Source organism: Streptomyces sp. NPDC020379 (assembly GCF_044387105.1).
Taxonomy (GTDB): domain Bacteria; phylum Actinomycetota; class Actinomycetes; order Streptomycetales; family Streptomycetaceae; genus Streptomyces.
The window spans coordinates 350,648-373,973 of sequence record NZ_JBIRVR010000002.1 but is presented as its reverse complement, the minus strand read 5'-3'; the positions used below and the strand labels follow the sequence as shown (position 1 = coordinate 373,973).

At 66.9% G+C, this 23,326-nt stretch carries 30 protein-coding genes; 29 read left to right on the top strand and 1 reads right to left on the bottom strand.

Annotation, left to right across the window (positions count from 1 at the left end; all coding sequences use genetic code 11):
* The first annotated feature begins 9 nt into the window (after positions 1-9).
* The 29 genes from ACH427_RS04190 (at position 10) to ACH427_RS04050 (ending at position 22,248) form a co-directional block, all read left to right on the top strand.
* Positions 10-2,631 carry a hypothetical protein gene (locus ACH427_RS04190; protein ID WP_398867816.1) on the top strand — a complete coding sequence of 874 codons (2,622 nt, stop codon included), beginning with the start codon at positions 10-12 and terminating at the stop codon, positions 2,629-2,631.
* Positions 2,628-7,031: a fibronectin type III domain-containing protein gene (locus tag ACH427_RS04185; protein WP_398867815.1), complete on the top strand. Its 4,404-nt coding sequence runs from the start codon at positions 2,628-2,630 to the stop codon at positions 7,029-7,031. The genes ACH427_RS04190 and ACH427_RS04185 overlap by 4 nt, the downstream gene beginning before the upstream one ends.
* An 834-nt stretch (positions 7,032-7,865) precedes the next feature.
* Positions 7,866-8,765 carry a hypothetical protein gene (locus tag ACH427_RS04180; RefSeq protein ID WP_398867813.1) on the top strand — a complete coding sequence of 300 codons (900 nt, stop codon included), beginning with the start codon at positions 7,866-7,868 and terminating at the stop codon, positions 8,763-8,765.
* Positions 8,762-9,442, top strand: a complete 681-nt coding sequence (locus ACH427_RS04175) for a hypothetical protein (protein ID WP_398867812.1) — start codon at positions 8,762-8,764, stop codon at positions 9,440-9,442. The genes ACH427_RS04180 and ACH427_RS04175 overlap by 4 nt, the downstream gene beginning before the upstream one ends.
* A gap of 457 nt (positions 9,443-9,899) precedes the next feature.
* Positions 9,900-10,370 carry a hypothetical protein gene (locus tag ACH427_RS04170; protein WP_398867810.1) on the top strand — a complete coding sequence of 157 codons (471 nt, stop codon included), beginning with the start codon at positions 9,900-9,902 and terminating at the stop codon, positions 10,368-10,370.
* On the top strand, positions 10,370-10,867 hold the full coding sequence (locus ACH427_RS04165; protein ID WP_398867809.1) for a MerR family transcriptional regulator: 498 nt from the start codon (positions 10,370-10,372) through the stop codon (positions 10,865-10,867). The genes ACH427_RS04170 and ACH427_RS04165 overlap by 1 nt, the downstream gene beginning before the upstream one ends.
* A 159-nt stretch (positions 10,868-11,026) precedes the next feature.
* A complete protein-coding gene (locus tag ACH427_RS04160; RefSeq protein WP_398867808.1) occupies positions 11,027-11,806 on the top strand; it encodes a hypothetical protein in 780 nt (259 codons plus the stop codon).
* Between the two features lie 15 nt (positions 11,807-11,821).
* The gene (locus ACH427_RS04155) at positions 11,822-12,223 is read left to right on the top strand and encodes a hypothetical protein (protein WP_398867807.1); all 402 of its coding nucleotides are present in this window, start codon (positions 11,822-11,824) and stop codon (positions 12,221-12,223) included.
* 365 nt (positions 12,224-12,588) lie between these two features.
* Positions 12,589-12,912, top strand: a complete 324-nt coding sequence (locus ACH427_RS04150) for a hypothetical protein (RefSeq protein ID WP_398867806.1) — start codon at positions 12,589-12,591, stop codon at positions 12,910-12,912.
* A 109-nt stretch (positions 12,913-13,021) separates the two neighbouring features.
* Entirely contained in the window at positions 13,022-13,195 is a 174-nt protein-coding gene (locus tag ACH427_RS04145; RefSeq protein WP_398867805.1) for a hypothetical protein, read from the top strand.
* A 183-nt stretch (positions 13,196-13,378) separates the two neighbouring features.
* The gene (locus ACH427_RS04140) at positions 13,379-13,537 is read left to right on the top strand and encodes a hypothetical protein (protein ID WP_398867803.1); all 159 of its coding nucleotides are present in this window, start codon (positions 13,379-13,381) and stop codon (positions 13,535-13,537) included.
* Positions 13,538-13,984, top strand: coding sequence for a WhiB family transcriptional regulator (locus ACH427_RS04135; RefSeq protein ID WP_398867802.1), 447 nt, complete (start codon positions 13,538-13,540; stop codon positions 13,982-13,984).
* Entirely contained in the window at positions 13,977-14,816 is an 840-nt protein-coding gene (locus ACH427_RS04130; RefSeq protein WP_398867801.1) for a hypothetical protein, read from the top strand. The genes ACH427_RS04135 and ACH427_RS04130 overlap by 8 nt, the downstream gene beginning before the upstream one ends.
* Positions 14,817-14,951: 135 nt before the next feature.
* Positions 14,952-15,386 (top strand): hypothetical protein, encoded by a 435-nt coding sequence (locus tag ACH427_RS04125; protein ID WP_398867800.1) that lies wholly within the window; start codon positions 14,952-14,954, stop codon positions 15,384-15,386.
* An 8-nt stretch (positions 15,387-15,394) separates the two neighbouring features.
* Positions 15,395-15,967 (top strand): hypothetical protein, encoded by a 573-nt coding sequence (locus ACH427_RS04120; protein ID WP_398867799.1) that lies wholly within the window; start codon positions 15,395-15,397, stop codon positions 15,965-15,967.
* A gap of 119 nt (positions 15,968-16,086) precedes the next feature.
* On the top strand, positions 16,087-16,374 hold the full coding sequence (locus tag ACH427_RS04115; protein WP_398867798.1) for a stage V sporulation protein S: 288 nt from the start codon (positions 16,087-16,089) through the stop codon (positions 16,372-16,374).
* Positions 16,375-16,445: 71 nt separating this feature from the next.
* Positions 16,446-16,745 carry a hypothetical protein gene (locus ACH427_RS04110; RefSeq protein WP_398867797.1) on the top strand — a complete coding sequence of 100 codons (300 nt, stop codon included), beginning with the start codon at positions 16,446-16,448 and terminating at the stop codon, positions 16,743-16,745.
* A 1-nt stretch (position 16,746) separates the two neighbouring features.
* The gene (locus ACH427_RS04105) at positions 16,747-16,965 is read left to right on the top strand and encodes a hypothetical protein (RefSeq protein WP_398867796.1); all 219 of its coding nucleotides are present in this window, start codon (positions 16,747-16,749) and stop codon (positions 16,963-16,965) included.
* Positions 16,966-16,974: 9 nt separating this feature from the next.
* The gene (locus ACH427_RS04100; protein ID WP_398867795.1) at positions 16,975-17,274 is read left to right on the top strand and encodes a hypothetical protein; all 300 of its coding nucleotides are present in this window, start codon (positions 16,975-16,977) and stop codon (positions 17,272-17,274) included.
* Positions 17,271-17,756, top strand: a complete 486-nt coding sequence (locus ACH427_RS04095) for a hypothetical protein (protein WP_398867794.1) — start codon at positions 17,271-17,273, stop codon at positions 17,754-17,756. The genes ACH427_RS04100 and ACH427_RS04095 overlap by 4 nt, the downstream gene beginning before the upstream one ends.
* Before the next feature lie 203 nt (positions 17,757-17,959).
* Positions 17,960-18,160: a hypothetical protein gene (locus ACH427_RS04090; RefSeq protein ID WP_398867793.1), complete on the top strand. Its 201-nt coding sequence runs from the start codon at positions 17,960-17,962 to the stop codon at positions 18,158-18,160.
* On the top strand, positions 18,160-18,372 hold the full coding sequence (locus ACH427_RS04085) for a hypothetical protein (protein WP_398867792.1): 213 nt from the start codon (positions 18,160-18,162) through the stop codon (positions 18,370-18,372). The genes ACH427_RS04090 and ACH427_RS04085 overlap by 1 nt, the downstream gene beginning before the upstream one ends.
* Before the next feature lie 18 nt (positions 18,373-18,390).
* Positions 18,391-19,491: a peptidoglycan-binding protein gene (locus tag ACH427_RS04080; protein ID WP_398867791.1), complete on the top strand. Its 1,101-nt coding sequence runs from the start codon at positions 18,391-18,393 to the stop codon at positions 19,489-19,491.
* On the top strand, positions 19,488-19,793 hold the full coding sequence (locus ACH427_RS04075; RefSeq protein WP_398867790.1) for a hypothetical protein: 306 nt from the start codon (positions 19,488-19,490) through the stop codon (positions 19,791-19,793). Before ACH427_RS04080 ends, ACH427_RS04075 begins: the two co-directional genes overlap by 4 nt.
* Positions 19,794-19,795: 2 nt before the next feature.
* The gene (locus tag ACH427_RS04070) at positions 19,796-20,104 is read left to right on the top strand and encodes a hypothetical protein (RefSeq protein WP_398867789.1); all 309 of its coding nucleotides are present in this window, start codon (positions 19,796-19,798) and stop codon (positions 20,102-20,104) included.
* A gap of 73 nt (positions 20,105-20,177) precedes the next feature.
* Complete coding sequence (locus tag ACH427_RS04065; protein WP_398867788.1) at positions 20,178-20,807, top strand: transglycosylase family protein; 630 nt, start codon at positions 20,178-20,180, stop codon at positions 20,805-20,807.
* Between the two features lie 82 nt (positions 20,808-20,889).
* Complete coding sequence (locus ACH427_RS04060) at positions 20,890-21,399, top strand: hypothetical protein (protein ID WP_398867787.1); 510 nt, start codon at positions 20,890-20,892, stop codon at positions 21,397-21,399.
* Positions 21,400-21,634: 235 nt separating this feature from the next.
* Complete coding sequence (locus tag ACH427_RS04055) at positions 21,635-21,952, top strand: HNH endonuclease signature motif containing protein (protein WP_398867786.1); 318 nt, start codon at positions 21,635-21,637, stop codon at positions 21,950-21,952.
* Complete coding sequence (locus ACH427_RS04050; RefSeq protein WP_398867785.1) at positions 21,949-22,248, top strand: hypothetical protein; 300 nt, start codon at positions 21,949-21,951, stop codon at positions 22,246-22,248. Before ACH427_RS04055 ends, ACH427_RS04050 begins: the two co-directional genes overlap by 4 nt.
* Here ACH427_RS04050 and ACH427_RS04045 read toward each other — a convergent pair.
* On the bottom strand, positions 22,245-23,246 hold the full coding sequence (locus ACH427_RS04045; protein ID WP_398867784.1) for an MBL fold metallo-hydrolase: 1,002 nt from the start codon (positions 23,244-23,246) through the stop codon (positions 22,245-22,247). The two genes, ACH427_RS04050 and ACH427_RS04045, sit on opposite strands and share 4 nt — an antisense overlap.
* Positions 23,247-23,326 lie beyond the last annotated feature (80 nt).

Sequence of the window (23,326 nt, the reverse complement as noted above, 5' to 3'; positions counted from 1 at the left end):
GAGGCGACCATGGCCGTCTACGGACTCGACTTCTACGCACAGGCAAAATACGGCATCGACATCCCCGTGCAGTACAGCGTGGAACCGGTCACCGCCGTGCCCACCGCACCCGGCACCGTCCACCTCCACTGGTCGCCCTCCAAAGAGGACGACTGGACGCTGCTGCGCCTGGTCCGCAACCCCCTGGGACTGCCCGGCGACGCCACCGACGGTGACGTCCTCCTCGAATCCGGCCACGACGGACTGACCGCCAGCTACCTCGACACCAACCTCACCCAGGGCCGCCTCTACTACTACTCGGTATTCGTGGCCACCCCGCCCGACCCCGGCACTACCGGCCCCGGCACCTGGATCAGAGCAGGCAACACCGCCGCCCTCGCCGTGGGCGACCACCGCTACGCGGAGCGCATGTACCACCTGATGCCCCGGGCCTACCGCACCGCCCTGCACGAGGTCACCGGGTACGAGGACGGCATCACCAACCAGACCCTCTTCACCTTCCTCAAGATCCTCGGGTTCCAGTACGACACCATCAAAACCGAGCTCGACCTGCGCACCCGCATCCACGACCAGCGCTACAGCACCCTCACGCAGACCCAGCACACCGCCGAATCCCTCGGGGTCGAACCCGCCCTGTCCCCCCGCCCCGCGCTGCGCCGCACCCGCGTGCACAACGCCACCGCCACCGCACGGGCCAAAGGCTCACCGGACGGGCTGCGCCGGATCATCCGCGACCTGACCGGCTGGGACGCCACCATCGACAACACGCCGAACCTGCTGGTCGACCAGGACCAGTCCGGCCTCTGGCACCCCACACTCCAGGACTGGAAACCCGGCATCCGCTACGCCGAAGGCGAGTACGTCCAGTACGGCGCTGCGGTGTACAAATCCAAGGGCTCCAGCAGGACATACGGTGCTGCCCAACTCCTGCCACCGGTCGCCATCTCCTCCCAAGGGCGCGTCCGGCGCCAGAGCTACATGGGCGAGCGCGCCTTCGCCGAAGACTTCAAACTCGGCGACTCCTTCACCCTGGAATTCGACGTCGCCACCGCAGGCGAGTACGACGCCTACGGCATCTACACCACCAGCCACGACTTCGCGATCTGGGACACCGAGCTCGACGGCACCAAAGTCAACACCGGATTCGGCGGCTACAGCCCCTACGTCATGCCCGTCGGCGTCAGCCTCGGACGATGGACCCTCACGGCGGGAAAGCACCGGCTCCGTTTCGTCTCCACCGGCAAGAACGACACCTCCACCGGGTACCAGATGGGGGTCAACCAGTGGACGATCACCCCCACAGGAACGCTGCGGGCTGCTGACGTCCCACCCCAGGGCCACCCCGACTCGGCCCTCTTCTGGTCCCAGGAACCCACCCCGCGCGACTGGGCACTGGAACGCAACCCCCTGACTCTGGACCCCTCCACCTGGATGCTCTTCAAGGACGCCACCCTCGGGCGCCTGCCGACGGGCAGCCTGGGCATCCAGACCGGAGCCACCGCCGTCGAGGGCCCCTACTCCGGCACCAGCCTGACCTTCACCGCCCCCGAGGACGGCCAGTCCTACACCCTCTCCTCCGTCGCCAACGCCCAGATCCGCCCCTGGACCCCCACCACCGACTACACCCTCGGCAACCTGGTCACCTACCAGGACACCACCTGGGAAGCCATCGCCTCCGTCACCGACGGCCAGGAACCCGGCCACAGCCCCGCCCACTGGCGCCCCTCCCTCATGACCACCAACCGCGCCACCCCCGACTCCTCCCTCATCACCAGCTACGGCATCCCCCTGCGCCCCCTCCACGACTGGACACCGAACACCCCCTACCAGCCCGGCGACCTCGTCATCCACGGCCGCTACCGCTACCAGGCCGTCCTCGCCAGCACCGCCACCCCGCCCAGTACCGGCCCGCACGACAACCGCGCATGGTCCTACGCCGGGCCCAACACCGACATCATCACCGCCAGCGCCTACGCCCGGTTCGCCGACGGGAAGCCATTGCCGGACCTGGCCGTCGACGTGTGGTGGTACGGCGACCAGTCCGACTACCTCACCTGGAGCAGCCGCGCCACCGCCGCTGCCGTCCTGGACCGGTTCGACTCCCACCGCACCACCCTCTCCGGCGCACCGGTCAGCACCACCCCCACGTCGTGGATCACCGGAGGCGGCACCTGGTCCGCCCAGGAAGGCGCCGCCCGCCTCGCTCCGGCGACGGCACCGGACGGCACCTACTGCGCGTACGCGCTCTTCGAGCCGCCGCCCCTGTCCGGCACCGCACCGGGCAGCCAGCCCTTCACGGTGTCCGCCACGTTCGTCAGCAGGCCCGCCGACCCCACCGCCCATCAAGGGGTGGCTCTCTCGGCCAAGCCGGACCTGGCCTCATTCACGCTGGCGGCCCGGGACGGCCTCTACCGCGCGTGGCTGGCCAGCGGGAAATACACACTCACCAAACTGGGCACCTACCCCGAGGTCAAGGACGGCGAGCGCATCACCGTCTGCTACGAGAAAGGCCAGCTGGTGGTGAAGAAGTCCGCCGGTGACGGATACCAGATGACCGACCTGCTCACCCTCAAAAATCCCGAGATGACAGGCACATACCTGGGGTTCGTGGAGATCAAGGGACAGACATGACCGACCTCAGCATCAACGGCCCGGCAACCCTGACCGCCATCAGCGCCATACCTGCCCTCACCGTGGAAATCCCCGCCCTCTCCACCACCCTCAGCACCGCCTTCACCGGCAGCGCCCGCCTCAGCCAGGCATCCGCTTTCGGCGCGCTCACCGACCTCGGCGTCACCCCGTTCGCCAGCACCACCGCAGCCCTGCGCACCCCCTGGGTCGACCCCGCCGCCGCCATGACCGTCAACCACGGCGTCACCGACACCAGTAACGGATGGCGTCGTACCTACCTGACCACCACCGTGCCGCAAGGCCGCAACACCGGCGCACCGGCCGGAACCACCCGGGGCGCCGCCTACGCCGCACTCGCCGTACGCCTGCCCAACCTGCCCAAGGGCAGCATGCCCCAGCTCAACTCCGTCATGGTCGAGCGGCACACCACCGCCAACCTCCTCGACCACGACGCCGCCTACCACCTCAATGCCCTGTGCTACACCGGCAACGGCTGCACCGTTGCCCTCTCCGGCGACCGGGTCCTGGTCGGCAACCGCTCCCTGAAATGCACCGTCACCACCCCGGCCGCCCCCGAGATCGGCCCCATCCCCACCTTCGCCGCCCTCGCCCAACTCCCCGACAACCCACCACCGCTGGTGTTCTCCGTATCGGTCGCAACCTCCTTCGCGGAGAGCTTCAGCGTCCGCGCCGCCTTCTACGACGCCGTCGGCACCACCCTCTCCTCCACCGACGCAGGGCAGACCTTCACCACACGGGGCACCTACGCCTGGACCCCCGGATACATCACCGTCACCCCGCCCCCCACCGCCGTGTACGCCAGCGTGGTCCCTGTCCTGCGCCCGTCGGCAACGTTGCAGGTGGGGGAGAGCATCTACACCGCAGCCCACGCCATCCGCTACCAGTCGCTGACCGCACCGCGCACCGGGAAAACCGGGTACCGGCCCGCCCGCCACATGACCATCAACCTGCACGCCGACCGGATCAACCTGGCACGCAACCCCTCTCTCACCACCAACACCCCCGGGATCTGGCGCAACTGCACCCCCGAAGCCGAAACGAGCGCGGCCGTCACCCTGGCCGTGGGCCGCACCCGCCCCGGCGCCGCCGTCTTCCGGGCCACCCCGGCAGCCAGCGAAACCGTGCACCCTGAGGGCACACGTATCGGCATCGGCAGCACCGTCGGCCAGCAACCCCTGACCACCACACTGGAGATCATCAACACCGGACGCCAGCACATCCTCTCGGGATACATCCGCGAGCAGCCCGACAACACCCTCCCCGTCCGCCCCTTCGTCAGAATCACCCAGGACGTCCCCGGCACCGGCCCCGTCACCACCGTCCACCGGGGCATCTCCACCGCAGAGGTCCGTGCCCAGTACCCCCAGCACGTCGACGGGGAATGGGTACGCGTCTGGGCCGTCATCACCCCGCCACCCGGCAGCCCGAAATGGCTCAGCGCATGGTTCGGCCCCGCTCCCGAAGACTTCACCGCCAGCGCGGTCAGCAGCTTCCACCTCGACGACGTCCAGCTCGAAGAAGGCGCCGCCCTCCAGCCCTATTTCGACGGCGGCGCCCACACCGCCGACTACCTCTGGGAAGACACCGGCCCCGCAGCCGCAGACTCCGGCGAATACACCCGCAGCCACTACTACCGAGACCGCCGCACCATCCAGCGCCGACTCAAAGACACCCTCACCGACCACATCCAGCACGGCACCCCCTACGACCTCACCTACGCCACCGCACCCACACCCGCACCCACCGAGCCACTGCCACCCCTTGCGGGCCGACCCAGCGCATCCCTGCCGCCCGTCGCAGGCGTGCGCGCCACCCAGGTCAACTCCCGCTCAGCAGTGGTGCACTGGAGCGCCCATGAAGACACCGGCCGCAGCATCATCGTGCGCAAGGCAGGCCGCCCGGACACCGTCCGCGCACCCGGCGCCAGCGGAGTCCTCCTCAGCGACCTGACCCCCCAGACCCTCCACCACATCACCGTCCTGCGCCGCAACGACGCCACCGGAGCCGAATCCGCCCCCACCACACTCACCCTGCGCACGACCCGCACCGCATGGCCCGAGGGCCTGCGCAACGAAGCCGCCGACCCGTCCTTCGAACTGTCCGCTCCGCAGAGCGGTGGCCAGGTCGGCACATGGACCATCAACCGCGAAACCACCCCGGTCGGCCTGGCCGTCGACACCACCCTGGCCCTGACCGGACAGCGCAGCCTGCGCATGACGTCCCGGGCCGACGGCGCTGGCTACGGCATCAGCATGTGGCCGCACCGCCGCACCGTCGTCCCCGGCCAGCAGTGGACCCTCAGCGCCTGGGTACGCTCCACCACCGCCCGCCCGGCAGAGATCTGGATCCGCTGGTGGGCAGAGGGCGGCACCACCAACATCGCCATCAGCGACAAGGCGGCCACCCTCCCCGCCAACACCTGGACCTACCTCACTGTCACCGCCACCGCCCCGCCCGGCGCAGACCGGGCCTTCGGCCACTTCCACTTCCCCCAGCAGGCCGCAGGAGAGACCTACTGGATCGACGGTGTCAGTTTCACCCGCACCCCCGGACCTGTCGAATACGCCGACGGCAGTGTCCCCGGATGGGAATGGAACGGGCAGGATGCCGACCGCACCTCTCACTACATCGGCATACCCGGTGAACACACCACCCCCGGACGGCTCCAGATCACCGACATCGGCGCCTACAGCGCCACCATCATCTGGGACCCGGCCAACCCCACCAACCTCCAGCGCAGCATCATCATCCGCCAGGGCGACCAGACCCTCGCCGAAGTCCCCAAAGCCACCGGCTACATGCGCCTGACCGGCCTCAAGCCCTCCACCGACTACACCTACACCGTCACCCAGCGATACGAGGACGGACAGGAATCCGGACCGCAGCGCCTGGTCCTCACCACCCAGGCCGACACCTGGACCAAGGGCCTGGTCAACGGCGCCCCCAACCCGAACTTCGAATACGGCGCGCTCACCGGCAACCGCCTCGGCCCCTGGTCCGCCGACCAGCCCACCGCCACCCTCAGCCTCAGCAGCACCGCCTTCACCGGAACCCGAAGTCTGGCCCTGCGCGGACAGGCCGGAACAACCACCGCCCTCACCCACGCCGGTCAGACCCAGCCCACCACCGAAGGCGACACATGGACCGCCTCCGGCTGGGTCTACAGCACCGTGGCCGCCACCACCCACACGGCACTGCGCTGGCAGGACTCCACCGGCGCGGACGTCCTCCTCCAGCAGAGCACGGGCATCCCCCTGCTCCCGGGCGAATGGCAACGCATCACCGTGACCGGCAAGGCACCGGCAAAAACCACGCAGGTCCACGCCCTGTTCGTCTTCGACAACCAGACCGACGGCGAGAGCTACCAGGTGGACGCCGTCATGCTCACCAAGACCCCCGGGCCCGTCGAGTACGCCGACGGAGACACCACCGGATGGCGCTGGAACACCACCCCCGGCACCACCAGCACCTATGTGGACGACGGCGCACCCCCAGCCCCCCTCAACTTGCAGGTGCTCCGCAAGAGCGAGAAAGACCTGTCGGTCACCTGGGACCAGCCGCCCGCCGACCGGGCCCTCACCGCCCGCCTGTGGCTGGGCGGGGTAAAACAGTGGGAGGGCGACGCGGCAGTGCGCAGCGTGCGCTTCACCGGCCTCACCCCGGCCACGGCATACACCGTCGACGCCGCCTACTTCGACGCGGCCAGAGGCAAGGAGTCGCCGAAGAGCACCCTCAACGTGACCACCGACCCAGCGAAATGGCCGGTCGGACTCGTCAACTACGCACCCGATCCCGGATTCGAGTATCTCAAGCGGGACGCCAACGGCCTGATCGGCGGCATCTGGACCCTCAACCGGGACACCCGGATCACCGAGCTGGACATCAACACCACCAACGGCAAGCACTTCCTCCAGTACACCGCCCGCGACGGCGCCTACGTGGCCGCCACCCACAACCCGAAACGGATCGCCGTCGTGCCGGGGGAGACATGGACAGCCAGCGCGTACTTCCTCGGGCTCAACACCGACAAGAAATGCAGCATCGTCTTCATCTGGTGGGACAAGAACGGCAACGAGCTCCCCCACGCCGCCATGACCCCGCAGACGGTGCCCAAGGGCGCATGGAACCGGCTCTCCTTCACCGACACAGCCCCGGCGGGCGCCGTCGAGATGTACACGATGTACCGCTTCGGCGACCCCACCGACCTCACCAAGAAGGGCGAGTTGTACTACCTGGAGAACGTCATGGTCACCCGGGGTGCCCAGACCTACCCGGCGGCGTCCGGAGACACCGAGGACTGGGAATGGATCGGTGGGCCCGGTGGGACCAGCAGGTACAAGGGCTGGCCCGGAGCCCAGCAGCCCGCGAAATCCGCATAGCAAGACCCCCAGGACGGGGGAGGGGGGCACACGTCCTGGGGGTCTGATGCGGAGGCGGGGAGGGCCTCTGAAAAGAGCGTAGCGAGGAGGGTGCTGAACATGTGAACGGACTTCTCGCGCAGAGTGGCTATCAACTGCCAACCCCTTGTTGGTGTGGGCCAGTTCATAGCACGCGCGGGAATGAAACGCCGAGCCCCGCTGGTTTCTCTAACCGTTCCCGCCGCCTCAGCCACCGCTCAACCTGGCGGCGGAACGCTGGCAGGTCATGCTTCCCTGCCAGCCCTCACAGAACCGACCACCCCCTACAGGTGCGGCAGAACAGGGCGCAGGCAATACCCCTCCCCCCCTCTGCCGTTCCGACCATGACGCCCACCTGGGACGGAGGCACATGGGCTACCACCCAGGTGCCTCGCCGGATGGTGCGGCCTTGCTCCGGAAGCCGGGAGCAGGAGCGCTGATGCACACTGAGCCGTAAGGGATTCAGGTCCGAACCGGTGGGCCCGACGAGGACGGCTACGGCGAGAAGTGTGTCAGGCGGCGTGCCTCAGCCCATCCGCACCTGTACGACCTTCAGCGGTTCTGGATGGAATGCAAGACGTCTCTCCATGGCCCGAACGTAAAGGCTTCCCCGGGCAGCGGTACAGCCAGGTGATCGGCGATAACACCCCTCTGAACCGGCTGCCGAGCCGCACGCGGCACAAGCCCAGGACGGCAGCAGAACAGTGCTTATCAACTTGCGGAAATGAGTTGATCCCCAGTTGAGCCAGGGGCCTCCCGCTGCCTAGTCTCCGGTGTCAGGCAGCAGCTTCTCTGCACCAGATGAAAGGCCCCGGGATGCCACGCGGACACGGCAGGATCGACGCCGAAATATGGGACAACCCCCAATTCCTGAAGCTCGACGAAAAGGCGCAGCGGCTCTATTTCTTCGTCGTCTGCCAGCCCGATGTCACTCACGCGGGCATCCTGCCCCTGACCCTCAGCCGCTGGGCACAGACAGCCAGCGGGCTGACTCCCGCCAGCCTCCGCGAGACCCTCCAGGCCCTCGTCCACGCCGACCTCGTCGCCGTGGACCACACCACGGACGAACTGCTCATCTGCGGCTATGCCCGTCTCACGAGGACCTGGAAACAGCCGCGCGTGATGGGAGCCATGGTCCGCGCCGCCCGCCAGATCACCTCACCAACCCTGCGGGCGCGACTCCTGGCTGATGTCGAGCGCCTCCCCCTGAGCGACCTCGCAGACGTCACCACCGGCACGGCCCCGTCCGTCCGGCAGCAGGTCATCCTGCACGTCCAGACCCTGTGCGCCGAACTCACACCCCCCACCGCACCCCCCTCACGAACCCCCTCGCAACCCCCGTCCCCAGCCCCTTCCTCCACTGCTCCGCAGACCGCCCCACAGGCCCCCGCACTGGCGGACCAGATCCTGGCCGCATGGTGGGAGCGCTACGGGCGCCGTACCGCACAGGGCCGGAGGTCCGTGCGCGCGACCATCGCCGACGCCCTCGACAACGGCAATGACCCCCGCGAGCTGTGGCGCGCCATGGAGCGGCTCGGCGAGCTCAGCAAGCCCGTCACCGGCGGCACCCTGACCTACGCGTATGCCGAGCTCCGCAAGCCGTCCAGGCCCTCCGGCACTCCTCAGCTGCCGGGCGGCCTGCACCCCACCGGCACGGACCGCCGCGTCGCCGACCACTACGCCCTGATCGCTGAGATGGACCGGGAGACGCGATGACCCCCGCCGAAGCCGGGCGCCTCCTGGCCCACTGCGCCGCATTCGACAACCGGCAGCCCTCCCGCGCCGCGAGTGAGGGATGGTCCGCCGCCCTGCGCGATGTCCCGTTCGACGAGGACGCCCTGGCCGCCGTCGCCCGCTACTACGGCACCCCGCCACGCGACCCCGGACAGCGCCTGTGGATCCAGCCGCACGACGTGCGCACCCTCCGCAAAACGATCCGCAGCGAACGCCTGGAGAATTTCTCCTACGACGGCGACCCCGACGAAAGCCCCCAGCAGTACCTCACCCACCGCCGCCACCAACTGGCCGCCGTCGCATCCGGCCGCCAGCCCTCTCCCTCGGCACGCCCGGCCCTCACCGGCCCGCCGCACCCGCAGCTCGCCCGCTTCCTCGAAGGCGTCGGCCACACGGTCGAGAACGGCTCGGCAGCCGAGCAGGTCGCCGCCGTACGCCGCCCCGGCCCGCTCGGCAGGGACTGCCCCACGTGCAGCGCACGGACAGGCCGACCCTGCCGCACCCCCGGAGGCAAGCCCCGCGCTGCGCACCGCCACCGGGTGGACGCCGCGCTCGGCCACCCCGCGCCGGATGCCGGGACGACGGAGCGCGAGATGGAAAGGCGCCGCGATGCCTCCCGCCGCTACCTGGAGAACACTCACGCGCAGGACGCTGCGTGACGTGGGAGAAGCTGCTGGCGGAGGAACTGCCCACGGGAAGCTTCGGGGGCCCTCGGTCGCCAGAGCAGCATGCGCAGGATGCCGGTTCCGGGCGCACGCCTGACCCCAGGGCGGCGGAGCACCGGGCGGTGATGGAGGCAGAGTTGGCGGCCTGGTACCAGCGCCCCCGCTCCCGTAATCCGATGTGACATACGGCACGCGGCCGGGAGGTTTAAGCCCCGTCAAACACATCGTCAGTATTCGCGGAGCGTTTGGTCCAGCAGTAGCAACGCCTCCCGGAACACCAAACGTTTGGCTCTGCTAACGAAAGCGTTTGACCGGAATTCTTCATTAGCAGGGCACCAACAGGGCTGTTGTAGTGTCGTCGGTGTCGGGAGGAGATATCCCGAACCCACTTCTGCGGCTGAATGCGCGCCGCCTAACCCGCGCCCGCCGACGTATCCTCAGGAGCACCCTCATGCCTTTTTTCGATGCCGACACCCCTGATGCAAGCAGCAGCCAGAATGAAGCCCCTGAAGCCGCCTTCCGGGGAAAGGCAGCCAAGTGGGCACTCATCAAGTCGCGGATAGAAGCCGAGACCAGGATCCTTGAGAACCTGAAGAAGTCCCTTTCCGCCGATCTCCAGGAGTTCGGAATCCGGGACGCCAACGGCTCCTACATCATCGACCTCGGCACTTCCTACGAGGTCTCGGGAAAACCGTTCACGGCACTGAAGTTGGAGTGCTCCCGGCGGCGTACGGCCGACGAAGACACCGCCGAGCGCATCGCCCTGGAGAAAGGGCTCCTCGACCGGCTCTTCCCTCACCGCCGGACCTTCGACCCGCAGGAGGTCCACGTCCTCCTCCAGGAGGACCTGCTGACGGAGGACGAGGTCGACGCCATCTTCCCCGAGGAGACGTCCTACCGCTTCGTCCGGGCAGGCCAGTGATGGCTGGAATCCGGCACTTCAAGTCCGTCGAAGGCAACACCCAGAGCGGCGACGTCCACGCCTACTACCCGGGTTCCTCCCGCCGTATCCGTGCCGTCGATCCTCACACCATGCAGCTCGTGGCTCCCACGCCCGTCGAGCCCACCTGGGACGCCCAGCCCCGCCTCCTGCGCGTCGGCACCGAATGGCGCGAGTTCTTCACCATCGGCCAGCTCGCCAGCGCCCTCCACCGCTCACCCGTCACCATCCGCAAATGGGAGAGCAGCGGCATCATCCCCGCCCCTACCTTCGTCATCAAGGGCAAGAGCGAGCGCGGAAACCGACGGCTCTACACCCGCGAGCAGGTCGAAGGCATACTGCGCATCGCCGACGAGGAGGGGATCCTTCATCACCAGGGGGAGGGCATCCACATCTCCGACACCAAATTCTCCGAGCGGGTGATCGAGCTCTTCCACGCTCTTGCCGCCCGGCCGCAGAGCCAGGACCAGGCTGCGTGAGCCGCCGCAAGCACGCGCCACCGCGAGGCAAACACCCTCAACGGCATTAGAGGGACCATGAGATGTCTCCTCGAAACGCTGCGGACCGCCACTGAGGAGACCACGTTCACCCGCACCGGCCCCGGCCTGCACCGGCCGCACCGCCCAAGGACTTGACTCATGCCATATCCCCGATATGCAGACCAGAACCAGCCCAGCGCCCCCAGGCACCACGACGCCGAGCACGACACACCGCCCGGATACGTTGATCCCACCACCCCGGCATACCAGCCCCCCGCTCAGGACCAGCACACCGCCACCGAAGGCGCCCAGGCGGCGCACGGGGGATGGGACGCCTACGACCAGGTCGCCGGACCCGGAGAAACCAGTTACGAAGCGAAGAACGCCCTACGCCTGCAACTCTCCAGCATCCCCACACTTTTGAAGGTGCTCGCAAACGAGCCCTTCGACAGCTATCACATCCACTGGTTCCGGGAGTTCACCACAGGACGCCGCTCCTTTCGGGGCCGCGCCACCGGATGCCCCCCATGCGACGACCTCGGCCACCGTCCCCGGAAGGTCGCAGTATTCAACGTGGCCTGCTACGACGAGGCCAAGGGCACCTGGGAAAACGGGGTCTGGGAGGCAGGCAAGACCGTAAGCGACCAGCTTCGCGCCTTCGCCAACGACCGCAAGCGCGGACCTCTGACCAATCCCGTCCTGTACTTCGCCGTCTCCAAGACCGGCGCAGGCACCGAGACGAAGTACCACGTGGAGACGGTCAAGGCTCGCGACCTGGAGGAGGACTGGGGTGTACGTCCGCCCAGTCAGGACGATGCCGCACGGCTGCTCCAGGGAGTCCAAACCGAGGCATGGGAGCGGCACAACAGCGTCGCTGAGCTGCGGGAGGCTGTCGCCCGCGCACTCGCCGAAGCCAACAACCAACCGCCCGCCGCATAGACCCAGGAATACGCCGTGACTGAGCCGTTCATCGCCGCCACTGCCAGCTCGCTCCAGACCGAGCTCCTCATGGACTCCGTCGAGACGATCGACGAGAACCTCCTTGCGCTCCTGGAGCGCCTCGGGCAGCCCCGGCGCAGCCCAGACGTGCTGGATATGGAAGCCAGGGCATCCCAGGCCCGGATGGAACTGGTCGCCCCCCTGCGGCCTCTGATCGAGATGTACTGCCGCCTGTGGGCCGAGGGCGCGTACCAGCTCGCCCCTGAAGACGCTGCGCACGTCGACAAATCCACGGAAGAATGGGAGCAGGCGGTCACCCAGATCGTCAGCCAGATGAACGCGCTGTCCGTGGCCATCGTGGCGAATCTGATCGACAAGGGTGTCATCACACACGCACCGCGCCGGGTCCGCCGGTGAGCGGATTCTGGGACCGGGTCGTCGGCAGCGGGGCCCCCGCCACACCCGGACCCGCCGTCTCCGCACCTCCTCCCCGGCACCTCAGGCCCGCCCCCGCCACATCACCCTCGGTACGCCAGCTGTCCACCTGCCCCGGGTGCGGCTCCGGCCACTACATGGCCCCGCCCAACGCCCCCCAAAATCCCCGGTGCTTCGACTGCGGCTATCCCAAGCTGCACTCCACCAGCGGACTGATAGCCGGACCCTCGGACGGCCCACCCACCCCAGCCCGCAACCAGTCCCCGGGCAGCCAGAGCATTCACCAGATCGTCAACCGCGTCAGCTAAAGGAACCCTGTGACCAGTCAACTCATTACGGTTGAACAGTTGTTGGTGCTCGCTAACCGGGCCGAACGCCCCGGCGGTCTCACAGCGCCCGAAGCCGACCGTCTGCGGCGCGGAGTCCAGGCACTGGCCGGTCGGCCCGCATCGCGCCGCCCACGGCCCTCAAAGGGGCCGCAGCGGCGCGCAGCGGAGGCGCTGCGGCTGCGGACCGCTCTCGCCCGGCTCCACCAGCCGCTGCTCCGAGGCGGCATCGAGGTGTGCACCGAGTGCTCCGGCTGGAACGGACAGCGCTGCCGGGGGCTCATCACGCCGTGGCCCTGCCCCACCGCCGACACCGCCAAGCTCGACCTGGTGCGTGCGAGCTGACTGGCGTGCCCTCTGCGCTCTCCTTTGCCTTCCGGGTGCCTCACCAGGGGGATGCGGGGAAGCGAATTACCGTGCCGCGAAGGCGGTCATATTCACTAAGGAGCCGGACATGGCCGACGAGCATGTGACGATGGAAACCCTGGAATCGCTGGCCCTCGCATGCGAAGAGCGTGCTGAGCAGCTGGGCTCCACATACGCCACGGAGGAGGACATCGGCACGGCCCGAAGCCTGTCCGAAGTAGCCGACATCCTCAGAAACATGGCGCTTGACTGCCTGGCCTGAGCAGCTCGCGATCAGTGCCCTGGAGACGCACGATGTCTCCAGGGCACTGTGCTGCCATGACCCGGAAATCCTTTACCTGTCCGTGATGCAGGTGAGTAACTCCCGCACGCGACATGCGAATTACCCACCGCATAGTGTCACCCGCAGACAGAGCACCAGAAGCACTACAAACTGGGGGATCCCATGAGCATCGAGATCTACTTGTGGGTCCTGATCGGATCGCTCGTCCTCAACGCGATCGTCATCCTGATCAACACCTTCGGGGACCGCCGTAGCCTGACACGAATCCTCGACCGCCTCGACGCCATGGACGATGGGCAGCCCACACCGGACGAGCGGTGAATGGCACTCTTCTCCCGCAAGAAAGCACCCGACTGGAGCGCCAACGGCATCCCGGCCCTCGAAGCCAAGTGCCGCAAGTCCCGGACCCCTGACGCAAACCACGACCCGTGGTTCGACGACCCGGACGAGGCCCGTGCCATTTGTAACGGGGAAGCCGACGGAGTCGTCTGCCCCATGCGCCAGGAGTGCCTGACCCAGGCAATGATCAACAACGAGCGGCACGGGGTCTGGGCAGGACTCACCGAAATCCAACTGGTATGGATGCGCAGGAAATTCCGTCACCAGCCGCATCACTGGCATGTCGAGAACGCGATCCCGCACGAGGAGCTCGTCCAGCGTGAAGCAGCTTCCCAAGACACCCGCCCTCCGGCGCAGGAAAACCCCCGCCCCCGTCAGCTTGAACTCCCATTTCGAGTCACGCCGGACGGACAAGTCCTTCTTGTCTGAGGCCCGCGCACACGTCATCACCCAGCACCAGGCCGACACATCACGACGGCAGGACATCATCCACCCGTCGGAGATGGCCAAGGCCGACTGGTGCCCCCGCGCCACCTATCTCCGCATTGAGACAGGCGTTCACCACAGGAAGACCTTCGGCTTCCAGACCCTCAACGTCTTCGACACTGGCCACGAGGCCCACCGGAAATGGCAGAACCGCGCCTGGCAACTCGGCTGGCTCGAAGGGAACTTCAAGTGCCTCCACTGCGCGCATATCTGGTGGGCTGTCAGTCCCGCTTCATGTGACGGGTGCTCCAGTACCGCCCTGGAGTACGCCGAAGTCCCCGTCAAGGATATTGCGGGATTCCAGATCGCCGGGCACGCCGATGGCCTGCTCAGGCCGATCCGGAAGCTTCTCGAAATCAAAACGGTGGGGGAGGGGACCTACCGGTTCGAGTACCCCAGACTCCTGGCCAGGCACACCCTGACCCTGCCGGACGGCTCCGAGATGGTCGATCTCAAGAAGGTCTGGGCAGATACCCGTACCCCCTTCCCGTCGCACATCCGCCAGGGCCAGATCTACATGTGGCTCGCCCGCAAGGCCGGGATCGACATCGACGGCATGGAATACATCTATGAGTCCAAGTTCAACCAGGACGTGAAGTCCTTCACCGTCCAGGCGAATCCCGACGCAATCGCCGACCGCATCGCCATGGCCCACGACATCAAACAGCGCCTGGGTACCCACAATCCGCCACCGTGCCCGCACGGAGGATGCGGTGACTGCGCTCCCTACACAGAAACACCCCCACCCCCACGCCGCCGTCACCGGACCACCTGACCACCGCGCCCCCGTCGACAACCGAGGACGCGAGCCCCGCGCCCACCGCGATGCCCATGCCAGCGCGCGTGCCTGCCTCCTCACCAGCAGACCACCACACGGACCACAGCAGCATCCCACCAGCCAGGAGGACTCGTGACCGGCCTCGCAATCGGCCAGCTCTGGATGTGCAAAGACCCCCGCAGGGCCGGACGCACCCTGAAAATCACCGCATTCGACCACGAGCACGTCCACGCCGTTGTCACCGACAATACGTTTTCAGTCCGGGAACGCGTCCGCGCCGGATACAAAAAACTCGACAAGCGCGGACACCGCACCACCATCCTCACCCGCCGCTTCTCCGCAGACCTCTACCGCCTCCTCCCGCCAACAGGCGCACAGAACGACAGCGGTGTGCTGCGGCTGCCCCAGACCTGTACGGACTACGGGCCCCACACCTGGACCCCGATCCAGATCCTCGGACTCATGGAACGGGGAGCCGTCGTACGCCTGGTGTGCACGAAGTGCTACGCCCACACCCAGAAGCAGTCGGCATACGTGCCCGCTTCCCCACACCGCAAGATCGGCTGACGGCCGCCATGCACCCCTTCATCGGTATCGATCAGAGCTACTCCGGATTTGCCTTCGCCGTCTACTGCCACCCCAGTGAGGTCTACGAGACCAGAACTCGGAAGTGGGAGACGAAGAACTACATGTCCCAGTCGGACCGGCTTGCCCGCATCTACCGGGATGTGCAGATGCTGCTCTCCGAGGTGTGCTACGCCCACGGAGGGATTTCCCTGGTCGCTATGGAAGGCTACGCCCACGGGGCAAAGTTCCAGCGCGAGGCCCTGGGGGAGCTCGGCGGCATCGTCAAATTGGCGATAGCAGAGGTAGCTGGCCAACATCCGTGGCGTCACCCCCTGATCATCTCCCCGCCGACTCTCAAGAAATTCACCACGGGCAAGGGAACAGCCACTAAGCAGGAAATGATGGAGGCAGTCCGCACCCGCTGGGGCGCTAACTTTCTTAACGACAATCTGGCAGACGCCTACGCCCTGGCGCGGGCAGCAGCGGCAAGACACACAGGGCGGGTCAGCACCCAGCAACTCGAAGTCCTCAAGAGCATAGACGTGGCACCCGCTGACCAGGGATCCCCGCAGGCAGCCTGACGCGTATCCGGGAGCTCCCACTCCAGAAGCAGTGGGAGCTCCCGGCTGTTACCACTAATTCTGTGCCGCCTCCTATTCTCGGAATGTCCTTTCAAGACATACCGACAGAAGCGGCCAAGATGAACAACCAGAATTCCGAGGACATCACCCTCCTGGTGAAGTCCGGCACATCAGCAACGAGCCTCGGCTCCATGCTGGCCCGCTGCATCTACCAAGGGAAGCGCGTCACCCTCCGAGCCATCGGGGCCTCCGCAGTCAACCAGGCAGCGAAAGCCGTGCCCATCGCCCAAGGACACGCAGCCCCCAAGGGACACTGCCTCGCGGTCACGATTGCCTTCTTCGACAGCGAAATCCAAGGACAGAAGAAAACCGGGCTCCAGTTCCAGGTAACCGACACCGCCCGGTAACCGTCAGCCGCACACCCAGAAGCGCCACCACCCCACACCCGCAAAGCCACGTACCCGGGCCAGGAGGCCGTATGAGCGAGCACATCATCTCCAGTGGACAGTTCGCCACCATGGGCAAGTCCATGGCCCGCGAACACCCGGCCTTCGTCCAGCCCCAGGCTGGTATCACGGTCCCCCGCACCGGCAACGCCAAGGGCGGCACCGACTACCCCGAGCACGCCACCGGCCACCGCACCGGCAAGGTCGACCGCACCGGAATCGGCGGTATCAAGGCATACCGGCAGGTGAGCAACACACCCCTCGCAGGCGAGACCGGCCGCAACGTCCACACCATCCCATCGAAGTTCTACTTCGACACCTCGGGCAAGTGACATGCTCCCCCTCATCCTGGCCGCCCGCGCCGCCCTCCCCGTCCTAGGACGCGCCGTTGCCGGTCGCGCCGCAGGAGCAGCCGCCTCCGAAGGCGCCAGCAGCCTGCTCAGCCCCGCCCAGTTCGGCGCCGGAATGATCACCGGCTCACACACCGGCACCAGCAACAGTTCCCCGTCGGCACCCGACGACGACGCATCCAACCCGGTCTTCAACCGCTGACGAGGAGCCATGCCCGACACCAGCGCCTACACCGCCGGACTCCTGAGCCAGACCCAATTCGGCAAGGTCCCCGGCGAGGTCAGCAACATCCTCACCGGACAGCCGCAGCCCATGCAGCGCACCTCACCCATGGGCAACATCATCGGCGGCGCCCTCACCCCGACACCCCCAGCTCCGCAGAGCACCATCACCCGACCCACCACACCGCAGCCGTCCGCCCCGCCCGCCTCCACCACGACACGTCCCGGCAACTACACGGGCAGCAACCCCGTCACCAACCGCCAGGCAACAACCGGGAGCCGACCGTGAGCGACATCCTCTACTCCACGCCCTACCAACTCCCCAGCGGAGGCAACCCGGTATACGGCGGCGGTGGCAGCACCCACATCACCGGCGCCCGCGACATCGCCATCGCACGCTCCGGCATGACCAAAGGCCGACTCCCCGAAGCCGAATACCCCGACGGCTACATCGCCACGTTCACCTCCCGCCGCGCCGACCGCCTCAGTAACCAGTCCCTGCGCACGGCCGAGCGCAACAACACTCGCCCCTACCTCCGGGGCGTGCACAAGGGCAGTCGCATGACACCCAGCGACTACCAATGGCCCGCCGATTTCCATCCGATGACCGGCATCGAGTACCAGCGCCAGGGGCGGCGATGGACCGCCCAGGGCTCTCCCGAGCAGCCGACACCGGCACCGACCAGCTCCGGCAGTACCGGCACCACACCTCAGGATGCCGACCCCGCCCAGCGGCAGGCACTGCGGCAGCTCCTGCCCACCTGGAAGTGACGTCGTGACCCACACACCTGATCCCTGGCGCACCCTGCGCGAGCGCCAGCTCAGTGACCTGCTCAGCGCCTACACGACCACGATCGCGCCGGGCCCCTGGACAGCCCCCCGCCCCAGTCGTCTGCGCCGGAAGTCCAGTCCCACCCTCGCCGATGCCTTTCACCCGGACGCCGCTTTCCCCCTCGCTGAAAGGAAGCCCAGTCATGGCCGATAAGCCCATGTCCCTCTTTGACCGCAGGCGCTCCGGACGCGGTGACAACGTGAAGTACACCGTCAGCGACGACCTCGCACTCCTCGCCCGAGGGCGCCTGGACAACCTTTTCAACGACCGCTCGAAATCGAAACTCGGCAGCACCAAGCGCACCACCAAGCCGCCGCGCATCCCGAAGACCGAGGCGAACTGATGGTTTACATCCCGCGAGGCCCGCTGGTCGACGAGCTCAGCTACGGACTGACCGACGGCACCCTCCGCAAGGCCAACCCGAACCGGGGAGGCGCGGTGGAGCCGACGACCTCCCAGGCGCGAGCCACCCTCGACTACCGCCACTTCGGCTCGCCTGGACTGTCCGATGACGCGGCAGCCTCCCTCTCCACCTATGACAAGCCCGCACGCTGAAATCCTTGAAGGAATGGCATGAGCACACGATGGATCCCCGAAGCCGAAGACCTCGGAAACGGCGATATCGGCGGCGACATGGACTCGCCCGAACTCCCCGCCCGCGTCGTCTGGCACAGCACCGAAACCGGCAACGGCGACCAGGCATTCGACAACGTCGCATCCGGCCTCATCGAGGACAGCGTCCAGCCCCACATCCTCTACGACCCCACCACCGACCGACTCGGCCAGTTCGGTCCCCTCGACCAGTCAGCCCGCGCGCTGCGCAACGACGGCGACATCCGCACCAACCGCACCGGCGCAGCCTGCATCCAGATTGAAGTCCTGGCACGGGCTGCGAGCCCCTTTACCGACTACTGGAAGCCTGGCCCCAATTTTGCGGCTCTGATGAAGGCAATCCGCTCCTGGGACATCCCCGACACCTTCCCCATGGGCGACCCTCCGGAGTACCCGGGCGACTCCCGGCGTGACCGTGATACCTGGGAGAACGATGGCGGCCACTACTGCCACGCCAATATCCCGGGCAACGACCACGGGGACCCCGGCGCAATCGCCCCCGACGCCCTGTTCAACGCCGCTCCCGGCGGCGGGCAGCCCAGCAAGCCCAAGCCGCCTGCCGACGGCGGCATCGGCCACTACCAGGTCACCATCGACGGCGCCGCCTACGGGCCTGGCGCGTACGGCAGCCAGGTCACCCGCGTCGGCCAGGCCCTCGTCGCCAAGGGATTCGGCAGTGCATACTCCGAGGGCCCTGGGCCCCGCTGGACCGACGCCGACACCAAGGCGTACGCGGCCTATCAGAAGTCTCTCGGCCTCAGCGGCAAGGACGCCGACGGCATTCCAGGGCCCACTACCCTGCACCAGCTCCTGGGCACCAACGCCATGGAATTCCCGGGCAATGATGAGGTCAGCTACGGCGCCAGCGGCCCCCAGGTGCTTGCCGTCGACCAGGCCCTGATCCGCCACGGCTACGACAGCTACCTCTCCTACGGTCCCTCGGACTACTACGGAGACACCACCCGCGCGGGCGTGAGGGCCTTCCAGCGCGACCAGGGCTGGAGCGGCAGCGACGCCGACGGAGACGTGGGCCCGGTGACCTGGCAGAGGCTCATGCAGTGAACGACTTGACCGCGCTCGCAGCCATGCTCAGCGCCGGTCTCGGCTCCCTCGTCACAGCAATATTCCAGGGCATGCGGGCGCGCCGTGACGGCTACAACCGCACCAGACGCGAGCACATGGAAGACATCGCGCAATGGCGCGAGGATCTCGCACAGCAAACCCGCGAGCTGGAAGCCCTCCTCAACTACTGGCGGGGCGTCGCCGCCGGATACGAGTACCAGCTCCGCGCCGCCGGAATCGAACCCGAAAGACCCGAGCCCCCCGACTCACCCCTCTACCACCGTACTTCTGAAGGAGACTGACGTTGCGCCAGTACATCAAGGACAATCCCATCCTCACCCGCACCCTGGTTGTCGGATTCCTGACAGCGCTCGTGCACTGCGTCCCCGCCCTGGCCGGTATCGAGGTCAACGAAGTCATCATCGGCGGCCTGAATACCCTCCTGGTGCTGATCATCGGCCTGGAATCCCGGGTCCGGGTCACCGCCAACCACAAGATCACCCCCGCCCCCGCGCCGACTCCGGCCCCGGCCCCGGCCCCGGCGCAGGCTTCCCAGAGCTTCACCCCGGTCGTAACCCCCGGCGCCTCGACGGACAACTCCGTCCAGCTCTGACAGCACACAGCCCCTGGCGGTGTTGCCAGGGGCTGTTCCGCGCGCCCGCAGCACCGACAAGGAAGACACCCTCATGCACCCCAAGTTCGCCGTCGCACTCCTGCCCGCGATCACCGCCGCCACGCTCGCCGTCTCCACAGAGCAGGCATCCGCCCAGGCAGAACCCAGCACCACATCCACCACACGGCAGGCCGCCGAGAAGCCGTCACTCAGCACCTACACAGTCCGCACGGGCGACACACTCAGCCTTATCGCCGACCAGCAGCTCGGCGACGCCACCCGCTGGCAACGCGTCTATGAGATGAACCGGAAGGCTGTCGGCCCCGACCCCGACAGCATCCTGCCGGGCCAGAACCTCCTACTCCCCACCAGCTTCCCCACGTCCTCCACAGGCGAGAGCGAACAGAAGCCGCGCGACCGCACTCCACGCCATGCCAAGCCCCAGGCGACCCACGCACAATCCGGCAGTGGCAAGTGGGATCGCCTCGCCCAGTGCGAATCCTCAGGCAACTGGGGGACCAACACCGGCAACGGCTACTACGGCGGCCTCCAGTTCAGCCCCGACACCTGGCGTGAGTACGGCGGCACCGGCATGCCACAGAACGCTTCGCGCGAGGAACAGATACGCATCGCCGAGAAGGCACTTGCGGGCCAGGGACCTGGCGCATGGCCTGTCTGCTCCTACGAAGCTGGTATGCGATAGCCCTAACTCCTTCTGCTAACAGACCTGTCGGCTCGCCCCATAGCGTAAGGGGCGAGCCGACAGCCAATTAAGGAAAAGGTCTGTGACAGAAGAGAACATCCGGGTACTGCTCTGCCATAACTGCCACACGATCGAGGAGCTCCCGGACCACGAAGGAAGTCCGCGCGAAGACTTCCTCCTTGAGAACCTTGTCAACCGCCACGAGTTCCCTGACGGTGTCCGGCATCGCGGCCAGCTGATGAAGGTGCCGAAGCGGTACTGGGAGAAGGCGCACTACAAGGACGAGATCGTCAAGAAGATCAACGACAGCCTGGCCAAGGGCGGCAGCGACGGCCTCGGCACCGACTTTTATAACACCAAGGCCACATTCCAGGACGACGCCATGGCCTGCTTCAAGCGCCACCACCGCAACCTGGACTGCTCCGACTGGAAGAGCTCCAAGGCACGGCTCACACCCGGCACCGCCAAGGAACGCAAAGCCGCCGGACTCCCCAAGTACCGGTCGCCGAAGGACCGATACCTGTGCGATTTCTGCCCTGTCGCCAACGCCGTACGCCAGCACCACTTTGATAAGACCGCACCGAAGGACTGAGGATGCCAACACCCACCGTTGGGACAATCGTCCACCTCCGCTCTTACGGAACTCCTAGAGGCACCTGCTGCGCCGCCATTGTCACTGTCATCGAGCAGACCAGAGATGAAGATGACACCGTCCGCGTCGGGCTGGCAATCCTCCGCCCAGAGGGCATTGAGTTCAACCGTGACTGTCTCCAGGACGAGACGGCGACTCATGGTGGTACCTGGCATTGGCCAGAGAAGAAGGACTGATGATGACCTCAACGAAGAAACAGACCAAGGGAGAGGCAATTCTCTCGGGGAAACGTGGCACGAAGAGAGATATCGCCCATACTGAGAAGGGCTACCAGTCCGTCCGCGACCCCAAGACAGGCAAGGTCACCTACACCCACATCCTCGTCGCAGAGAAGCGGATCGGACGCAAGCTCAAGCCCGATGAAACCGTTGACCACAAGAACGGCGACAAGAACGACAACCGGCCCTCCAACCTCAAGGTCGTCTCCCGCGCAGAGAACGTCCGCCTCCGCCACCAGCGCGACAAGGCCAAGAAGAACGGAAAGAAGGCATGACCCTCGACCTCGGCAACCTCAAGGCCGCATCGACTGAACCGGCGAAGGCGCAGACGGCTTTCCTCGTCGTTGTGGACGTGGACGGCTCGGTATCGGTGAGCACTGACCTCAACAACCCTCCGGCCGTCGAACGGCCAGCCTCATTCACCGACATCCGTACGGCCTCCTACGTCGTCCAGGAGGACATTAAGGCCATGCAGATCTCAGCCCTGGTTCAGCAAAAGATGATGGCCGTCGGCCAGATGGTCCAGCAGCAGATGCAAACTGAAGCTCTCGCCAAGTCGCTGAGGATCTAGCCCCGGACGGCGACGCTCGCGCTTCCGCTCACCGACACGACAATGCGCTGGCCGTCATAGCCAGGGACTACCCGCACATCGCCTGAAGTCCTGCGACGCACCCACTCTGCATGGGCCTGGCGGTAATGCGACGAGGAATACGCTGCGTCGTAGTGCTGAACTAGCAACATCTCAGGAGCGAGTTGGCGGGCGATCACAGGGAGGTCGCGCATCCCCAGGTGACAGGCGGCCCGTCGCTCGTCGTCGGCATGCAGGAGGGCGGCATCGCCGTGGACGATGACCAGCCGGGGGCGCGGGGCGATGGCGGCCACAGCATCGAGCAGACCGGGCCACAAGTTGGTGTCCGACGAGTACCAGATGTGGCCTGCCGCTGTCTCCAGCACAAGCCCAATCGCGCTGTGGCTACGGCCTGCCTCCTCCAGATGCAGCGCCGGTGTGGCATGCACCGTCATGTCTGTGACCTTCACACAGGGCTCGCCGTCGCCCTCGGTCTCGGGATGCGCGAGGACGATCCACGTACCCATCGACTGGTGATACGGAGAGAACGCCGCGAACCGCTCGGCAGCGGTGGGATTCACCAGGACCAGGGGCGGGCGCCCACTCGCCATGGCCACCCCTTCCAAGCAGGGGATGAGGTCGGCGTAGTGGTCCGGATGCAGGTGCGTGACAACGATCCCCGCAACCTCAGCGAAATCGAACTCGCCCTCGGCCGCCAGCTTCAGCAGGCGAGTCAGAGCCGCAGGACCGGGGTCCATGATCAGCGCACCTCCAGCCGTCCGGACCAGGAGCCCCCCGGCCCCGCCGGACAGCATGCCGTACCGGCACCCGAGCGCCCCCAACAGCGTGACCTCACACGTGTCATCAGGGACGGCCCGCGCAGCCGGGGTGACACGTACAGGCAGCGTCCGCATGACGAGATCGGCATCGTCGGCGGCCGACAGGACCGCCTCCAGATCTCCGTCGCTGGCGGCTGCCGCCCATGCGGCGTCGTCGGACACGGAATGCGGACGGTCCACGTGGCGGTCTCCCGGGCGTGCGATAACAGCGAGGGCCGACAGCACCAGAGCTGTCGGCCCTA

Excerpts from the sequence above, each read along its gene's own strand:
- ACH427_RS04160 (WP_398867808.1), top strand. The coding sequence starts at position 11,027 with ATGCCATATCCCCGATATGCAGACCAGAACCAGCCCAGCGCCCCCAGG.
- ACH427_RS04180 (WP_398867813.1), top strand. The coding sequence starts at position 7,866 with ATGCCACGCGGACACGGCAGGATCGACGCCGAAATATGGGACAACCCC.
- ACH427_RS04140 (WP_398867803.1), top strand. The coding sequence starts at position 13,379 with ATGAGCATCGAGATCTACTTGTGGGTCCTGATCGGATCGCTCGTCCTC.
- ACH427_RS04175 (WP_398867812.1), top strand. The coding sequence starts at position 8,762 with ATGACCCCCGCCGAAGCCGGGCGCCTCCTGGCCCACTGCGCCGCATTC.
- ACH427_RS04170 (WP_398867810.1), top strand. The coding sequence starts at position 9,900 with ATGCCTTTTTTCGATGCCGACACCCCTGATGCAAGCAGCAGCCAGAAT.
- ACH427_RS04055 (WP_398867786.1), top strand. The coding sequence starts at position 21,635 with ATGATGACCTCAACGAAGAAACAGACCAAGGGAGAGGCAATTCTCTCG.
- ACH427_RS04120 (WP_398867799.1), top strand. The coding sequence starts at position 15,395 with ATGCACCCCTTCATCGGTATCGATCAGAGCTACTCCGGATTTGCCTTC.
- ACH427_RS04080 (WP_398867791.1), top strand. The coding sequence starts at position 18,391 with ATGAGCACACGATGGATCCCCGAAGCCGAAGACCTCGGAAACGGCGAT.
- ACH427_RS04085 (WP_398867792.1), top strand. The coding sequence starts at position 18,160 with ATGGTTTACATCCCGCGAGGCCCGCTGGTCGACGAGCTCAGCTACGGA.
- ACH427_RS04050 (WP_398867785.1), top strand. The coding sequence starts at position 21,949 with ATGACCCTCGACCTCGGCAACCTCAAGGCCGCATCGACTGAACCGGCG.
- ACH427_RS04190 (WP_398867816.1), top strand. The coding sequence starts at position 10 with ATGGCCGTCTACGGACTCGACTTCTACGCACAGGCAAAATACGGCATC.
- ACH427_RS04165 (WP_398867809.1), top strand. The coding sequence starts at position 10,370 with ATGGCTGGAATCCGGCACTTCAAGTCCGTCGAAGGCAACACCCAGAGC.
- ACH427_RS04145 (WP_398867805.1), top strand. The coding sequence starts at position 13,022 with ATGGCCGACGAGCATGTGACGATGGAAACCCTGGAATCGCTGGCCCTC.
- ACH427_RS04185 (WP_398867815.1), top strand. The coding sequence starts at position 2,628 with ATGACCGACCTCAGCATCAACGGCCCGGCAACCCTGACCGCCATCAGC.
- ACH427_RS04100 (WP_398867795.1), top strand. The coding sequence starts at position 16,975 with ATGCCCGACACCAGCGCCTACACCGCCGGACTCCTGAGCCAGACCCAA.
- ACH427_RS04110 (WP_398867797.1), top strand. The coding sequence starts at position 16,446 with ATGAGCGAGCACATCATCTCCAGTGGACAGTTCGCCACCATGGGCAAG.
- ACH427_RS04115 (WP_398867798.1), top strand. The coding sequence starts at position 16,087 with ATGAACAACCAGAATTCCGAGGACATCACCCTCCTGGTGAAGTCCGGC.
- ACH427_RS04090 (WP_398867793.1), top strand. The coding sequence starts at position 17,960 with ATGGCCGATAAGCCCATGTCCCTCTTTGACCGCAGGCGCTCCGGACGC.
- ACH427_RS04135 (WP_398867802.1), top strand. The coding sequence starts at position 13,538 with ATGGCACTCTTCTCCCGCAAGAAAGCACCCGACTGGAGCGCCAACGGC.
- ACH427_RS04065 (WP_398867788.1), top strand. The coding sequence starts at position 20,178 with ATGCACCCCAAGTTCGCCGTCGCACTCCTGCCCGCGATCACCGCCGCC.
- ACH427_RS04105 (WP_398867796.1), top strand. The coding sequence starts at position 16,747 with ATGCTCCCCCTCATCCTGGCCGCCCGCGCCGCCCTCCCCGTCCTAGGA.